The organism is Halomonas sp. DP8Y7-1, assembly GCF_019801685.1.
GTDB classification, from domain to species: Bacteria; Pseudomonadota; Gammaproteobacteria; order Pseudomonadales; family Halomonadaceae; genus Halomonas; species Halomonas litopenaei_A.
Genome location: NZ_JAHVIN010000003.1, coordinates 606,039 through 621,174 on the forward strand (window position 1 = coordinate 606,039; position 15,136 = coordinate 621,174).

Here is a 15,136-nt window from a genome sequence, read left to right on the forward strand (position 1 = left end):
AGCGCAGACCCTTAGACTTTAGCGGTAGGCCTGATCGCTTTGCGCTGTTTGCCGGGCAAACCCCGTGGCAGCGTCCACAGAATAATGCGCCCTACTCAAAGGTTTACGGTGCAACGGCGGGAAGCCCCATCAGGGCGATGACAGCGGGGACATGACTGGGGTGACCAAGAGAGGGTCAGGAGGCTAACCGATCCACGATATAGCGAGCGGCCTGGTCGTCGGTAATCAGACTCGACAACCAGCCTCCTCGCAGAGCCGCCAGGATGGCCGCCCCCTTGTCGCGTCCGCCAGCCACCGCCACCAGTGACTGATGCTGCAATGTCTGCAGGGGCAGGCTGGTGACCCGCCTGCTGGTGGAGCAGTCGATCAGGACACCATTGGCGTCCATCGGCCAGCCAACCAGCTCACCCACCGCATCGAGCGCCAGCAGCTCCTCGAGCTCGATTTCGCTGATGAAGTGGTCCTGAAACAGCGTGGCCTGGCGGTCAATGCGCCCTACCCCGACAAACGCCACACAGGCTTGGCTTGCCACCTCACCGATGGCGCGAAACAGCGGCTGAGCGGCCAGAGCACGCTTTTCTTCGACGCTGCTGGCCACCACCGGGGTCGGTAGTAGAAAACGTTCGCCGCCGGTCTTGTCCGCCGCCACCATCACGCCGTCATAGCGGTTGGAGGAACCATCGCGAGCCACGTTGCCGACCAGCGAGACAAAGCGATGCTGAGGACGCTCGATGCGACTCAATGCTTCCACCATGGCGCGAATCGAGCGCCCTGAGCCTAGTGACAGCGTCTGCGGCTCGCTTCGCTCGATAATGCGGGACAGACGCTCGGCGCCGGCTACCGCGAGATAGGGGGCACTGTCCGCCGTACCTGCAGCCACCGGCACGACGTCACAATAGGCGAGCGCAAAGCGCTCGCGGATCGCCTGGGACAGGGCTGTGCAATGGGCGACCGGATGATCGATGTGGACCTTGACCAGGCCTTCCTGCCGGGCCAACGCCAGCAGACGCTGAACCCCAGGACGAGATACCCCAAGCTGCGCCGCAATTTCATCTTGGGTCTGACCACCGACATACGACAACCAGGCGGCCCTGGCAGCCTGATCCAGCTTGACCTCGAACTTGTCCACACGCCATCTCTCTCACTGATTCACTAGCGCATCATCGCAAGCCAACCGCACTGGCACAATGGACGCGCCTAGCGCTGCGCCGACGAAGCGCCAGCCGGCAGCTTGACCTTCACGCGCAAGCCCCCCAGCGGCGCGGCTTCAAGCGCGAGTTCACCGCCATACAGTTCTACCAACTCTTCCACGATGGCCAGTCCCAACCCATTGCCAGGCCGCTGCTCGTCCAGGCGCACGCCGCGACGCAGTACCGCGGCGCGCTCATCCTCGCTCATGCCAGGACCGTCATCATCGAGGCACAAGCATAGCGCTCGCGACTCACGCTGAATGCTGAGCGTCACTCGCGATGCTGCCCAGTCGATCGCGTTCTCCAGCAAGTTGCCTACCAGCTCCTGCAGGTCATTGGGATCGATACGCAGTGCCAGCTCGTCGGCCAGCAAGATACTGACCCGAACGCCCCGCCGATCCGCCAGGCGGGTCAGTCCCTCCAGCACGGGCGCCAGCACCTGACCAACGTGTACCTCGGCGGCGAGCGCGCTGCTGCCCGCAGCACTGGCCCGCGCCAGGTGATGGCGAACCGCGGCATTGATGCGCTCAAGCTCTTGTCGCATCTTGTCCCGCTCTGCCGCAGGCAGCTTCTCGACACGCGTCATCAGCACGCTGACCGGGGTTTTCAAGGCATGCGCCAGATTGCCGGCGGTTGCCCTTCCTCGCTCGATCAAGCGACGATCATGATCGAGCACGTCATTCATGGTGGCCGCAAGTTCGGCAAGTTCCGTTGGCAGTTGGGTGTCCAGGCGCTCACGCTGCCCCGCCTTGACCGCGGCCAGGTCCGCGTACAGCGAGCGAAGTGGCGCCAGCCCCCAACGAATCTGTGCTGCCAGGCCAGCCAGCAGCAGCGTTCCCAGCGCCAGCAAGGACAACCACAGCAGCCACTCGAAGCGAGCGACCTCGGTATCCAGTTCCTGTCGGCTGACCGCCAGGCTGATCACCACCGGATGGGGGTGGTGGGACAGCGTGAGGGTGCGCTCCACCAGTCGCAGCGGCTGGCCTCGCGGGCCTTCGATGTTGCGCCAGTGGGTACCCGCACGGCCGTCCGTCGGCAGGCGCTGATCCCAGAGGGAACGAGAGCCCCGGGACAGGCCCTGGCCATCGCTGATCTGCCAGTACCAGCCCGAAAACACCTGACCAAAGCGCGAGTCGCCGAGGCTGTCAGTGACGATCAGTTCACCACTGACCGGATCCCGCTCCAGGGCGGCCAGCAGCACTCGGTGCATGGATGACAGCCGTTCGTCGAAGGACGCCGAGGCCGATTCACGGAAGCTGTAGGAGAGTCCTGCCCCCACCAGCGGCACGATCACCAGCACCAGCACCAACGAGGCGACAATCAGGCGCCGCGACAGCGAGCCTGTGGTGGCCTTCACGACGTAGACTCGTTATCTGGCGTGACCAGCCGATAACCCTCACCGCGACGGGTCACAATGCGCTCACTTCCCAGCTTTCGCCGCAACCGACTGATCTGCACATCGATAACGTTGGAGTCAGGCTCGTGATCGCGATCGTAGACGTGCTCAGCCAGCTCCGTACGACTGACCACACGGTCCCTGGCGTGCATCAGGTAAGACAGCAGGCGCGATTCGTGGGCCGTCAAGGATACCGGCCGTCCGGCCACGGATACGGCACCGGTGTGGGTATCCAGACTCAAGGCACCGGCATTCAGTACCGGATGAGAGTGACCGTGGCTGCGCCGCACCAAGGCGCGCAATCGGAACAGCACCTCGGCGGTCTCGAAGGGTTTGGTGACGTAATCGTCTGCCCCGGCTGAAAAGCCTGCCGCCTTGTCCGACCAGCGTTCGCGGGCGGTCAACACCAGGACGGGCAAGTCGATGCTATCGTCGCGCCACTGCGCCAGCCAGCGGGTACCGTCTCCGTCCGGCAGTCCCAGGTCCAGGATCACCGCGTCATAGCGTTCGGTTCGCAGCAGGAAGTCCGCATCACTGCCATTGGTCGCCGCTTCCACCAATAGCCCACCCTCGCCGAGAGATTCCGCTAGCGCCTCACTCAACGCCTGGTCGTCCTCGACCAGTAGAATTTTCATGACTACGTCTCCTGACATCCGTTTCGCTAGGGGCTTATTAGAAAGGGGCTTGCTAGAAAGGGGCTTGCTCGACAGGGGCTTGATCGACAGAGTCTCACTCGTCAGGGGTTCTCTAGAAAGGGGCTTGCTCGATAAAAGCGAGCGCTAAGGTGCCGAAGGCTGACGTCTCATGGCGTCGATGCCCACCCCTTCAATCGCCTTCAGCTCACCGTTGCGACCGTCGAATTCAAACTCGACCACCTGTCCCTGGGCGCCGACCATCTCGATCTCGTAGATCGCTACGCCATCTTCCCGCTCCAGCTCGACTTCCAGCACCTGTCCGTCGTAGCGCTCATCCAGCCAGTCCAGCAGTGTGGGCAGTGCGACCAGACGTCCTTCATGAACTTCCTGATGCAGGTTACGCCAGTCGTCATCGGCCATGGCGTCGCCCACGCCGAGCGACTGGCGTGCAAGATGCTGGAGGCCGTCGACCTGGGCCAGGTAGGGCAGCTGCAGAGCGCTGGCCACTAGCAGCGCGACGACTAAAGAGTGTTTTACATATTTCATGACAGACAGTCTGAAGTAGCTGAGATGAACGAAACATGAACGACAACGTCAGGCTGGTGACAGGTTGCCCGTGACAGGATGGCCTCACTCACCGGACAGCAGTATGTGGTGAGCATACCTTCAACAGCGCAAGGAGTCCGCACATGAACAGAACAGTTACCCTCAGCCTGGCCGCACTGACCCTCACCGGCGCTTTCGCCACCTCGGCGCTGGCCGATGACGGAGGCATCAGCCGCGAAGAGCTCGATCGGCTGCTGACCAGTACCGGCGAATACGGCTTCGCCAGCTACGACGAACTCGGCGTCGACGATGGCCATCGCTTTGAGGCAGAAGGCTGGCGTGACGACGGCTGGCGGCTTGATGTCGATATGTCGCTGGACGACGCCAGCATCCTGCGAGAGCAGCAGCGAGAGGGTCAGCTCCCAGAGTGGAGCCTGAGTGGCGACGAGGTCTCCCAGGCCCTGGACGCCGCACAGCAGGCGGGCCTGGAACTGTTCGGCTCATTGGATGTCGACCGTATGGGCGATATCGAGATCGAAGGCTACGACGCCCAACATCAGGAGATCGAGATTCGTCTTGATCGAGATACCTTCGATGTCACTGGAGTTCAGCATGACGACTGATCAATCGCGCTTTACCCACGAATACCAGCAAAACGCCGCCTGGAGGGCGGCGTCCCAATGGCAGCAGCGCGCTCGCCAAGCCCGAACCGCGCAGCGCCCCAGCGGCCTGCGACTCGTACTGGTCAGTCTGATCGGCATGGTCACACTGGTCTTCGCGACGCTGATGGCCCTGACCTTGAGTCTCGTCGGTCTGGCGCTGATGCCCTTCGTCCGCCACCGCATGAAAAAGCGCATGGAAACCTACCGCGCAGACCATGCAGATGACATCACCCCCGGAATGACCAGCCGTGCCGCGCATCACGACTCAGCGCGAGTCTGGGAGGGGCAATGCGAGGTCAAGTCATCCTGATAGACGGCGCCCCTGGATGGACCGTCAGCGACTGACGTCATCCCGGGGCGTATCGCGCTGGTCGTCTCGCTGTGCCAGCTCTTGGCGCAACGCCACGACTTCCGTCTTCAGTTCGCGTACTTCCCGAGCGAGCTCTCGCAACATGTCCCGCTGCGCCCGGTGCAATCGGCTGGTTTCGTCTTCCTGGTCACCGATGAACAGCGAACCGACATACGCCGCGAAACTACCGAACAGACTGACCCCCGCGACCATCAACAGGGCAGCCACCACACGGCCCAGGGTCGTGACCGGATAGAAGTCGCCGTACCCTACCGTCGTCACCGTCACGAACGCCCACCACAGTGCTTCTTCAGCGGTATTGATCTGGCTATTGGGATTTGGCCCCTCGACGACCAGGATGACCACCGAGCCGAAGATCAGCAGCAGCACCGTCGCGGATGCCACCGAGGCAAAGATCCCCTTGGCCTTGTTGCGGAACAGCAAATTCCAGATCAGGCTAAGCGACTTGATCGCACGCAGCATCCGGATCACCTGTACCACCCGCACCAGTCGCCCTGCCATAAAGAAGCTGGCGGGTATGCTGGCAAGCAGGTCAATCCATCCCCAGCGCATGAAACGCCATTTGCTGTCTGCCTGGCTGAAACGGATCACAAAGTCCGCGAGAAAGAAGCCACAGACAACAAAGTCCAGCTTGGAAATCAGATCATCGACTTCCGGCGGCAGGTCATGCAGCTCCTGCACAGCCATGGCGCCAATAACATAAAAGGACAGGATCAGGATCAGGATCTGAAACGGAGATAGACGCTCTTGATTCATGGTGTTCGGGTCGATGGACGGGTCATCCTTGACCTTACGCGAAGCATGTCGGGCTGCCTAGCAGCAAGGCCGCCGGCAACACCTCGGCGTCAACGACAACTCACTCCAGCGCTTCGTAGGGCAACCCCACATAGTTTTCAGCCAGCGTGGTCAAGCCTGCCCGTGACCCTGTCAGGTAATCAAGTTCGGCCAGCTGCATGCGCTCATCGAAAGTCTCTTCATCACTAAAGCGGTGCAGCATCGACGTCATCCACCAGGAAAAACGCTCGGCTTTCCAGATACGCCTGAGGCAAACCTCCGAGTAGCGCTCCAGCAGGTCTGTGCGGCCATCCTCGAACACCTTGACCATCAGGCGGTACAGGGTACTGACATCACTCGCCGCCAGATTAAGCCCCTTGGCTCCGGTAGGAGGAACGATGTGTGCCGCATCCCCCACCAGGAAAAGGCGGCCAAATTGCATCGGTTCCACCACAAAGCTGCGAAGCGGTGCAATGCTCTTCTCGATCGAGGGCCCCGTGACCAGCTGTTGAGCGACATCATTCGGCAAGCGTTGCTTCAACTCCTGCCAGAAACGCTCATCGGACCAGTCATCGACCGTGTCATCCAGTGATACCTGGAGATAGTAGCGGCTGCGCTGGACCGAGCGCATGCTGCACAGCGCAAAGCCCCGCTCGTGGCGTGCATAGATCAACTCATGAGTCACCGGCGGAGTATCGGACAGCAGCCCAAGCCAGCCAAAGGGGTAGACCCGCTCGAAGGTCTTCAATCGCTCGTCAGGAATCGTGCGACGTGACACCCCATGGTATCCATCGCAGCCAGCCACATACTGGGCGTGCAGATGGTAGCGCTTACCCTGGTGGATGAAGGTCACGCTAGGATCGGCGCTCTCCAGGTCGTGCAGCGCCACCTCGTCCGCCTCGTAGAAGGTCGTAGCGCCCGACGCCTGACGCGCCGCCATCAAGTCTCGCGTCACCTCCGTCTGGCCATACACCATGACCCGCTGTCCCCCAGTCAACGCCGCCAGGTCCACCCGCGCACGGCGATTGTCGAAAGCCAGCTCAAAGCCCTCATGGGGCAGCCCTTCGGCCTCCATCCGCTCACTGACACCCGCCTCACGCAGCAGATCGACCATCCCCTGCTCCAGCACACCGGCACGGATACGTCCCAATACATAGTCGCCGCTCTTGCGCTCGAGAATGACGGTAGCGATGCCAGCACGCTCCAGCAATTGCCCGAGAAGCAAGCCCGAAGGACCCGCTCCGATGATCGCCACCTGGGTCGTCATCGTCTCGTCGATATCTTCGTGGGCGGATGCAGTCATCGAGTCAAGCATGGCAGTGGCCTCGTCAGCGGGGTTGGAAGACGTTATGGTTGTGATGATATTTTTCGCTCCAAAGCACCGCCAAATAAGGCATGAAAAGCCCTTTTACTTGGACTTATCGAAGATGCTCATCTGACTTTTGTCGTACAGGTGCGCACTTCAGACCACTCTGGTCGATGGGCGCTGGCCCCGTCGCGAGGTGATCCATGCAGACGCCGTCAACCACCTCTGAGCTCCCCCTGCCGATTCCGACGTTTAGCCTTTATGGAGAGCATCAAGGCTGGCCAACACCTGACTTGATTCACTGCGAATCCATCGCTGAACGCAGCCGCCTGCATGATTGGCGCATCCATCCCCATCGCCACAGTGACCTGAGCCATCTGCTGCTGCTGACATCAGGGGAGGTGGAGCTTGAACTCGAGGGCAAGCGCCTGTCCTGCCAGGCGCCGCTGATGATTCTGGTACCGGCCCTTAGCGTCCACGGTTTTACGTTCTCGCCAGGGATTCAGGGGCACATCCTGACGCTGGCCGCGCCATTGCTGGCCCATCTGCGCCGCGAACTCCCCGAGGCCAGCCGCGTGTGGACCCGGGCAGGGGCAACGCCCCTCGGCACAGGGGGGAAGCGTCTGGTGGGGTTGATGGATCACATCGATGCGGAGTACCGCCGGCCGGCACGGGATCGCAGTGTCCTGCTCGATGCACTGACCAAGGCACTGACGGTGGAAGCGGCACGCGCTGCCACCCCACCTTCTCAGCGCATCTCAGGGGTAAAACCAGACCCGGGTCACGTTCATCTACAGCGCTACCAGGCGCTGGTCGAACAGCGCTTTCGCCAGCACCCCAGGGTCTCCGAGCTGGCCACGGAAATCACCGTAAGTGCCGCCCATCTCAATGCCTTGTGTCAGCGCCTTACAGGTCGCGGCGCACAGGCGCTGATGCATGAGCGGGTACTACTGGAGGCCAAGCGGGAACTCACCTATACCAACCTGACCATTGCCCAGGTCGCTGATGGGCTGGGATTTTCAGAGCCGGCGTATTTCTCACGTTTTTTCAGACGCTTGACGGGCTGCTCGCCCAAGGATTTTCGTCAGCGACAGCAGCGGGCAGCGCCGCCGCCAGGAGCATGAGCGGGCCTCGTGACGGACAAGGCCCGCCTGCAGGCAGCCTTGTCGGTCATGGGAAGGCAGCGGCTACATCAGAAAGAACGTCGTCAGCACGGGAAACAGCAACAGCAATGCCAGGCGCACCAGGTCAGACACGATAAAGGGCGACACGCCACGGAAGATCTCGCCCAACCCGACATGCGGCGCCATGGCCTTGATCACGAAGACGTTCATGCCCACCGGAGGGGTGATCAAACCAAGCTCTACCGTCAGCACGGTGATGATGCCAAACCATACCGGGTCGATACCCAGCACCTGAATGATCGGGAACACCACAGGCACCGTGATGACCAGCATGGCGATGGAGTCCATGAACATGCCCAGCACGAAGTACATCAACAAGATGCACAGGACCACCCAGATGGGCGACAGCTCCAGAGCAAACAGCGCATCACTGATCGAAAACGAGATGCGTGACAGAGAAATGAAGTAACCCAGCGCCTCCGCCCCAACCAGCATGAAGAACACCACGGCGGACAGCGCCAGCGTTTCCTGAACCGCTGCCCACAGCTGGGCGCCACGCAGGCCCTTGACCAGTGCATACAGCAAGGTGGCAAATGCGCCCACGCTTGCGCCTTCTGTCGGCGTAAAGACGCCCAGGTAGATGCCGAGGATCATCACCAGAAAGACACCAAAGAAAGGGACCAGCCCTCCCAACGATGCCAGCTTGTCGGCCCAGCCAGTTGGCTCTCCCGCCACCGCCAGGCCAGGCTTTACGCGCATGACGACGCTGACGGTGAGCGCGTAGAGGACCAGGCCTAGTAGCCCTGGAATCAGGCCCGCCATGAACATGTCGCCCACCGACTGTTCCGTCAGAATGGCGTAGATCAGCAGGGCAATGCTGGGAGGGATCATGATGCCCAGGGTGCCCCCAGCCGCTAACGCACCGGTGGCCAGCCCTCGGTGGTAGCCGTAGCGCTCCATCTCTGGCAAGGCCACACGGGTCATGGTACTGGCCGTTGCCAGGGATGAGCCGGAGATGGCCGAAAACACTCCGCAGGAGCCCACTGCGGCGATGGCCAGGCCACCTTTCCAGCCGCCGCAGATGACCCGCGTCGACTGGAACAACTTGCCGGCCATGCCAGAGTGCGCCGCCAATACGCCCATCAGGATGAACATGGGGACCGCACTGAAGCTGTAGTTGGACAGCACCTCCACCGGCACTGACTTGAGCATGGAGACAGCGGCGCCTGCATCGATGATGAGCGCGAAACCACCGACTCCCACCACCAGCATGGCCAGGGCCACCGGCACCCGCAGGATCATCAGCCCCAGCAGTACCGCCAAGCCCATCGCTCCGATCCATTCAGTCGCCATGGGAAACCTCACCTCCACGGCCAGTGATCATGGCCAGCATTCCCTCCAGCAGGCTGCGCAGGCCCATCACGGCACTCAAGACGGCCGCTGTCAGATAGATCGGCCCCAGCGGTAGGCGCAGGTCCTGAGTGACTTCGCCATACTCTGTTGCGCTGTGGGCTGCGCCTACCAGCCCGCTGGCCAATACGGCGCCTAACAGTGCAAAGCCGAGCAGGTAGCCGCCATGCAGTCGCGCGGCAATTGATGCAGGCAGACGATGAGAAAATGCCTCCACCACCACCTGGCTTTTCTCGACGGCGGCCGCCATGGTCGCCAGCAGGGCAAACAACATCAGGTAGCTGACCATCTCGACACTGCCGAAGACCTGAAGTGACAGGGCTCCGTCCGACAGGCGCTGTGCATAGCGTGTGACCACATCCGCCACGGTGATGGACAGCATCAGTACCAGACAAAGACCGCCAAGCCCACGGCACAGCAGCGCCAGCCAGTGGCTGGTACCAAGCATCAAACGCTGCATGATGTCACTCCACCGAGCCACAGCTGTCTCGTGCGACAAGCGCCGCCTGATACACGTCCTGGGCCTGTGAGATGCCTCGCTCTTCCAACCCACTCAGATAGTCGTCGATGCCCTGCTCGAGGGGCGGCGCCCAAGCCGCATCCTCAAGAGGCGCGTCGATCACACGGATGGTGTGCCCCGCATCCACTGCCTCCTGATGGCCAACTTCATCAATGGCATGGAAGACCTGACCCGCATTCGTCGCCCACTTCATGCCGGAGTTGTCATCGATGACCGCCTGCTGTTCCGGCGTCAGTCGCTCATAGGCGCGCTGACTCATCGTGGCAACAAAAATCAGGGAATAGAACGGTACCTGGGTGTGGTACTCCACCAGCTCATTGATACGAAACCCCTTCATGCCCTCCCAGGGAAAGCTGAGGCCATCCAGCACGCCGCGCTGCATCGAGCTGTAGATGTCCGGGGCTGGCATCGCTACCGGGCTGGCCCCCATGTTTTCCAGGATATCCCCCGCCACCGCGGTGGGACGACGAATGCGCAGCCCAGCGAGGTCCTGGGGCGCTTGCACGTCGGTGTCGACAGTGTGGATGTACCCCGGCCCCGTGGTGAACATGAACAGTACGTGAGTGTCGTCGTACTCGCTCGCGATCTGGCCGTCGTCATAGAGCGTCTGCAAGATGCACGATCCTTGTACCGCAGTGTCGGAGACACCGGGAAGCTCCACTACCTGAGACAGAGGAAAGCGCCCAGCCGTGTACCCTTGGGCCGTCGCGCCGATATCGGCGATACCGTTGACCGTCGCCTCATAGATATCATCGGCCTTGGCGAGCGTGCCGGAAGGGAACAGCTGCACCTTCAGGTCTCCGCCAGAATCCTCCTCGACCGCCTTTGCCCACTGTTCGAAAATCTGCGTATTGATACCGGATGCCCCGGGCCAGAAGTGCGCCATGCGCAGTGTCGTCGCAGCCTGGGCCTGAGCACATGCCAAAGCGGTCAGCGACGCTGCCATCAAGCAGGCGAGCGGTGTCTTCATCGGGGGTCCTCCCGTCGTTGTCGTTATTGGCACTGCCTGACGTCAACAGGTGGCTCCCTGCACTGGCGTCAATGACGGCAATGTTCGCATAGAGAACATGCGTTCGTTATTTGAGTTAAAGAAGGTAAACCACCCGCAATGCGAACGAAAAGCGACTTTGGTATAGGACCCAGCGACTCCACGCTTCTCTCGCCCTTTTCGACACTCGGTATCGCGGGCAAGAGGTATCCCACGCTGTCCCTCTCGGCAGCGGTAGATGTCGACACATACATCAACACCGGCCGCCTACCCGGCGCCCAGGGCTTGGAATAAAAGCCCTGAGGTAAAAGCCCTGGAGCCAATGCCCCTGAGAAAAAGCCCCTGAGCAAAAGTCCTTGGGCGAAAGTGGTACTTAGATGCTTGCTTCACTAAAATTGTGTGCTGAAACGATACAGCCCTCCCCTCAAGGACGATCATGACTCCCCCTCGCCCGGGTATTGCCCTCTCCCTGCTGTTGCTGCTGGCCTCACCCGCCGTGGCAGAAACCGCTATTCAAAGCGCGGCTCAAACCCTGCCACAGAACACGGCGCCACCGGCTGATCACACTGACGGATCCACGATGACCGTGACGGCCTCGCGTTTGTCACGCGAGCTGCTGACAACCCCCATAGCCATGTCAGTGGTCGATGAAGAGGAGATCCAGCGTGGACAGCAGCGCGTACGGATCGATGAGTCTCTGGTACGGGTGCCCGGCGTGTTCATCCAGAACCGCGACAACTTTGCACAGGGCGCAAGGGTCTCCATTCGCGGTTTCGGCGCGCGCGCACCTTTTGGCGTGCGTGGCGTCACCATCCTGGTGGATGGCATCCCCTACACCCTGCCCGATGGTCAGGCGCAGCTGGATGCCATTGATCTGGATAGCGCAGAACGCATCGAAGTCATTCGTGGCCCTTCTGCCGTGCAGTACGGCAATGCGTCGGGGGGTGTCATTGCGGTGACTACCCGCGATGGCAGATCCGATGACAGTACCCGCATCCGCGTCGGAGTTGGCAGCGACGGCTACAACAAGCAGTCCGTGTCGACGGGCGGCACGCATGACGAGTGGGCCTATCACATCAATGCGTCGCGTCTTGAGCTGGCGGGCTACCGGGACCATAGCCGCGCTGAAAAGACCCTTCTCAACACCAAGGTTTCGCGGGAGCTGGACGATCAACGAAGGCTGACAGCGATCGTCAACCTGCTGGACAATCCGCGCGCCGAAGACCCCGGAGCCCTGACCGCGGAACAGGTGGATGCCGATCGCCGACAAGCGGGTCGCTTCACCGAGGAATATGACACCGGACAAGACGTGGATCAGCAGGTCCTCGGGCTGCTCTACCAAGACCTGGGGTTCGGTCCCGGTGAGCTGTATATAAAAGGGTTCAGCACCTGGCGCGACTTCGAGCAACAGCTGCCCTATCCCGGTGACAGCTTGATTGACTACCGTCGGCAGTACTTCGGCGGTAGCGCGGAGTACCATCAGCGCTTTCATGTTGGCGGCATGGCCCTGGACGGCATGGTCGGCGTTGATGCCGCGCGTCAGGAAGATGATCGACACCGGCAGGAGGTAGCCTTCAGCGGTGAGATTACCGGTGAGGTGGCGGATGAGACGCAGACTGCCGAAAGCCTGGGAATCTTTGCTCAGGGTGATCTTGCGCTCGACGAGCAATGGACCCTGTCGGCCGGTATTCGCCATGACCGCGTCGAGCTGGACATCGAGGACGATTTCACCAGCGATGGCGACCAGAGCGGTCAACGGACCTTTGAGGATACCAATGGCAGCCTCGGCATCAGCTATCGCTATCACCCGAATCACCAGCTGTATGCTAATACTTCGACGGCCTTCGAGACGCCTACCTTCTCTGAGTTTGCCAATCCAGCAGGTGGAGGCTTCAATCCAGACGTGGAGCCACAGCAGAGCTGGAGTCGCGAAGTGGGGGCGCGAGGCACCCTGACCAGTGGCCTGGACTACGACATCACCTTGTTCTCCATCGAGGTGAAAGATGAACTGGTGCCTTACGAGATCGAGGGAAGCGACCGCACCTTCTACAGCAATCTCGGCGATACCCGTCGCGAAGGCCTCGAGCTCGCCCTTGGCTGGGCGCCATCTGCTCACCTCGAGTTGTATACCGCGCTGACCCTCGCCCGCTACGAATTTGATAGCGCGGGAGGGGCAGGTCTGAAGGGCAACCGACTTCCAGGTCTGCCCGAGACCACCTGGGTCAACCAGCTGACCTGGTATGGCTCCAGCGACCGTGACACCAGCCCCTTCGCGACCCTGGAAACCCAGTATGTAGGAGACATGGTGGCGGACAACGCCAATACCGTCGACGTCGACAGCTACTGGCTAGCCAATCTAAGGGCTGGCAAGGGATGGCGTCTGGGCAGTGAGCAGACACTGTCGACGTATCTCGGCATCCGCAATCTGTTTGATGAAGATCACTATGCCAACGTCCGCATCAATGCCAGCAACGACCGCTACTTCGAGCCAGCACCTGACCGTGCTGTCTATGCCGGTGTAGAACTGGCGTTCTAACCCTCCCGCGCATCTTCTAAAATCATGCCGATCCGCTCGTTTCCCCTTGGGAAGCGAGCGAATCCTCATGCTCTATTGAGCCAGATCAAGTACATCAACATAGGCCACTGAGACGATGAGGTGATACGTCGTCACAAGAGGTCCAGCTTGCGCTGGTTCCACCGCCCATGCTGATCCGACGCTCCACAGAAGTGACCATGCGGCTATGGTCTGGCGGCACAACAAGAGAACTGCTCATTGCTCCCGAGGGCAGTGACTACGCACGACGCGACTTTCACATACGCCTGAGCACGGCGACGGTCGAAAGTGAAGAAAGCATGTTCACCCCCTTGATTGGCTACGAGCGCCACCTGATGGTATTGGAAGGGCAAGCACACCTGGTACACCAAGGGCAGCGTAGCGATCGACTGAGCCGCTTCCAGACAAGCACGTTTGACGGCGCGTGGCAGACCCAGAGCTTCGGTCTCTATCGGGATTTCAATCTGATCCTTCGCTACGGCAATCGCGGGTACATCAGCCATCAACATCTATCACTACGGGAAACGCTTCACCTATCTCGCGAGGAAGCCTTGGTTCGCGCTATCTATCTGGAACGGGGGCGTCTCGAGCTGGTCAACGGTGACATCATCAACTGCCAGGACATGCTGATGGTAGAGCCAGGTGATCGATTATTCTTGCGCGCCCTGGAAAGCTCCGACCTGATCCTTGCGACCTTCACCGCATAGACCTTGCATAGAGCCTTGCATAGAACCTTGCATAGAACCTTGTATAGAACCTTGTATAGACCTTCCCTGGATAGACCTTCCCGACATAGTCCTTCCTTCTCAGAGAAAGCCTCAACATCGGGACTTCTCCTATCCTCCGATCCTCGTCATCGACGTGTCATTGATGGAAAGGGTTTAGGCCGGACCACGCCGAGGGGGTTATCGGCGCGGCCCCAAAAATAAAGAGCGGGCCTCCCCATATATGAGAAAAACCCCGACTATCTCTCGATAATCGGGGTTCTTCTGAATAACTGCCTGACGATGACGCCTAGATATCAATGTCTTTACTCGCCTCATCCCTGAGACTCGCCCTTCGTTCCTCAGGGCCCGCCTGCGGCGGTTCTCCCCTGTTCCCGACAGGGTAGTCGCATGGGGGTGAGTCACCCTGGAGCTCTTTGCAAGGGCTGCAGCGAAGCTGCAAGGGGTGGCGAACGCCACGAGCCTGCGAGTGGCCGGACCGCACGCAGTGCGGCCCCACACATAAAAAGCGGGGTCGACCCATGCATGCGAAAAACCCCGACCATCTCTCGATAATCGGGGTTCTTCTGAATAAATGCCTGACGCCTCTGCGGCCACTTCGTGGCCTTGAGCCTGGGCTCGGGGCGCCGCAAGCGGCTTTACATCCCTCGCCCGTTCGAGCCTGACAATGCGTTGCATTGTCCAGGCGGCTCTCACCCTACTCTCGCATGCGAGGAAGGGTCATCGGTCAGACATAAACAAAAACCCCCAACTCCTTCGGAGTCGGGGGTTTTTGCTTATGTAAATGCCTGACGATGACCTACTCTCGCATGGGGAGACCCCACACTACCATCGGCGCTGAGCGGTTTCACTTCTGAGTTCGGCAAGGGATCAGGTGGTTCCCACTCGCTATGGTCGTCAGGCGAAAAAAGGCAATGTATATCAATGCTGACAAAG

The 15,136-nt window shown here is 60.7% G+C and carries 14 protein-coding genes and 1 rRNA gene; 5 read left to right on the forward strand and 10 right to left on the reverse strand.

Annotated features, from left to right (window positions below):
* Positions 1-175: 175 nt before the first annotated feature.
* From KUV41_RS04530 to KUV41_RS04545, 4 genes are all read right to left on the reverse strand, one after another.
* On the reverse strand, positions 176-1,129 hold the full coding sequence (locus KUV41_RS04530) for a sugar-binding transcriptional regulator (RefSeq protein ID WP_206941748.1): 954 nt from the start codon (positions 1,127-1,129) through the stop codon (positions 176-178).
* A gap of 68 nt (positions 1,130-1,197) precedes the next feature.
* Entirely contained in the window at positions 1,198-2,547 is a 1,350-nt protein-coding gene (locus KUV41_RS04535) for a sensor histidine kinase (RefSeq protein ID WP_222484511.1), read from the reverse strand.
* Positions 2,544-3,221 (reverse strand): response regulator transcription factor, encoded by a 678-nt coding sequence (locus KUV41_RS04540; protein ID WP_206941750.1) that lies wholly within the window; start codon positions 3,219-3,221, stop codon positions 2,544-2,546. The genes KUV41_RS04535 and KUV41_RS04540 overlap by 4 nt, the downstream gene beginning before the upstream one ends.
* Before the next feature lie 144 nt (positions 3,222-3,365).
* Entirely contained in the window at positions 3,366-3,767 is a 402-nt protein-coding gene (locus KUV41_RS04545; protein WP_224851958.1) for a PepSY domain-containing protein, read from the reverse strand.
* A gap of 143 nt (positions 3,768-3,910) precedes the next feature.
* On the opposite strand from KUV41_RS04545, the gene KUV41_RS04550 reads away from it, so the two are divergent.
* Together KUV41_RS04550 and KUV41_RS04555 are read left to right on the forward strand one after the other, a co-directional pair.
* The gene (locus tag KUV41_RS04550) at positions 3,911-4,390 is read left to right on the forward strand and encodes a hypothetical protein (RefSeq protein ID WP_206941751.1); all 480 of its coding nucleotides are present in this window, start codon (positions 3,911-3,913) and stop codon (positions 4,388-4,390) included.
* Positions 4,380-4,739: a hypothetical protein gene (locus tag KUV41_RS04555; RefSeq protein ID WP_206941753.1), complete on the forward strand. Its 360-nt coding sequence runs from the start codon at positions 4,380-4,382 to the stop codon at positions 4,737-4,739. The genes KUV41_RS04550 and KUV41_RS04555 overlap by 11 nt, the downstream gene beginning before the upstream one ends.
* 24 nt (positions 4,740-4,763) lie before the next feature.
* Here KUV41_RS04555 and KUV41_RS04560 read toward each other — a convergent pair whose 3' ends face one another.
* Positions 4,764-5,555 (reverse strand): ion transporter, encoded by a 792-nt coding sequence (locus tag KUV41_RS04560; RefSeq protein ID WP_222484513.1) that lies wholly within the window; start codon positions 5,553-5,555, stop codon positions 4,764-4,766.
* 100 nt (positions 5,556-5,655) lie between these two features.
* Positions 5,656-6,840 carry a 4-hydroxybenzoate 3-monooxygenase gene (gene pobA / locus KUV41_RS04565; RefSeq protein WP_222484601.1) on the reverse strand — a complete coding sequence of 395 codons (1,185 nt, stop codon included), beginning with the start codon at positions 6,838-6,840 and terminating at the stop codon, positions 5,656-5,658.
* Between the two features lie 242 nt (positions 6,841-7,082).
* Between pobA and KUV41_RS04570 the strand changes: the two genes are divergently transcribed.
* Entirely contained in the window at positions 7,083-8,003 is a 921-nt protein-coding gene (locus KUV41_RS04570; RefSeq protein WP_222484515.1) for a helix-turn-helix domain-containing protein, read from the forward strand.
* Positions 8,004-8,066: 63 nt separating this feature from the next.
* Here the strand turns inward: KUV41_RS04570 and KUV41_RS04575 are convergent, their stop codons facing one another.
* From KUV41_RS04575 to KUV41_RS04585, 3 genes are read right to left on the reverse strand one after another with little or no spacing between them, the layout of a single operon-like run.
* Positions 8,067-9,356, reverse strand: a complete 1,290-nt coding sequence (locus KUV41_RS04575; protein ID WP_222484517.1) for a TRAP transporter large permease — start codon at positions 9,354-9,356, stop codon at positions 8,067-8,069.
* Positions 9,346-9,873: a TRAP transporter small permease gene (locus KUV41_RS04580; protein WP_222484519.1), complete on the reverse strand. Its 528-nt coding sequence runs from the start codon at positions 9,871-9,873 to the stop codon at positions 9,346-9,348. Before KUV41_RS04580 ends, KUV41_RS04575 begins: the two co-directional genes overlap by 11 nt.
* Positions 9,874-9,877: 4 nt before the next feature.
* A complete protein-coding gene (locus KUV41_RS04585) occupies positions 9,878-10,903 on the reverse strand; it encodes a TRAP transporter substrate-binding protein (protein ID WP_222484521.1) in 1,026 nt (341 codons plus the stop codon).
* Positions 10,904-11,357: 454 nt separating this feature from the next.
* Here KUV41_RS04585 and KUV41_RS04590 point away from each other — a divergent pair, with 454 nt between their 5' ends.
* Positions 11,358-13,457: a TonB-dependent receptor gene (locus KUV41_RS04590; protein ID WP_222484523.1), complete on the forward strand. Its 2,100-nt coding sequence runs from the start codon at positions 11,358-11,360 to the stop codon at positions 13,455-13,457.
* A gap of 167 nt (positions 13,458-13,624) precedes the next feature.
* On the forward strand, positions 13,625-14,182 hold the full coding sequence (locus KUV41_RS04595; RefSeq protein ID WP_222237782.1) for a HutD family protein: 558 nt from the start codon (positions 13,625-13,627) through the stop codon (positions 14,180-14,182).
* Positions 14,183-14,986: 804 nt separating this feature from the next.
* Here the strand turns inward: KUV41_RS04595 and rrf are convergent.
* Positions 14,987-15,102, reverse strand: a 5S ribosomal RNA gene (gene rrf / locus KUV41_RS04600).
* Positions 15,103-15,136: the final 34 nt, after the last annotated feature.

Excerpts from the sequence above, each read along its gene's own strand:
- KUV41_RS04570 (WP_222484515.1), top strand. The coding sequence starts at position 7,083 with ATGCAGACGCCGTCAACCACCTCTGAGCTCCCCCTGCCGATTCCGACG.
- KUV41_RS04540 (WP_206941750.1), bottom strand. The coding sequence starts at position 3,221 with ATGAAAATTCTACTGGTCGAGGACGACCAGGCGTTGAGTGAGGCGCTA.
- pobA (WP_222484601.1), bottom strand. The coding sequence starts at position 6,840 with ATGACGACCCAGGTGGCGATCATCGGAGCGGGTCCTTCGGGCTTGCTT.
- KUV41_RS04550 (WP_206941751.1), top strand. The coding sequence starts at position 3,911 with ATGAACAGAACAGTTACCCTCAGCCTGGCCGCACTGACCCTCACCGGC.
- KUV41_RS04580 (WP_222484519.1), bottom strand. The coding sequence starts at position 9,873 with ATGCAGCGTTTGATGCTTGGTACCAGCCACTGGCTGGCGCTGCTGTGC.
- KUV41_RS04555 (WP_206941753.1), top strand. The coding sequence starts at position 4,380 with ATGACGACTGATCAATCGCGCTTTACCCACGAATACCAGCAAAACGCC.
- KUV41_RS04585 (WP_222484521.1), bottom strand. The coding sequence starts at position 10,903 with ATGAAGACACCGCTCGCCTGCTTGATGGCAGCGTCGCTGACCGCTTTG.
- KUV41_RS04575 (WP_222484517.1), bottom strand. The coding sequence starts at position 9,356 with ATGGCGACTGAATGGATCGGAGCGATGGGCTTGGCGGTACTGCTGGGG.
- KUV41_RS04595 (WP_222237782.1), top strand. The coding sequence starts at position 13,625 with ATGCTGATCCGACGCTCCACAGAAGTGACCATGCGGCTATGGTCTGGC.
- KUV41_RS04560 (WP_222484513.1), bottom strand. The coding sequence starts at position 5,555 with ATGAATCAAGAGCGTCTATCTCCGTTTCAGATCCTGATCCTGATCCTG.
- KUV41_RS04590 (WP_222484523.1), top strand. The coding sequence starts at position 11,358 with ATGACTCCCCCTCGCCCGGGTATTGCCCTCTCCCTGCTGTTGCTGCTG.
- KUV41_RS04545 (WP_224851958.1), bottom strand. The coding sequence starts at position 3,767 with ATGAAATATGTAAAACACTCTTTAGTCGTCGCGCTGCTAGTGGCCAGC.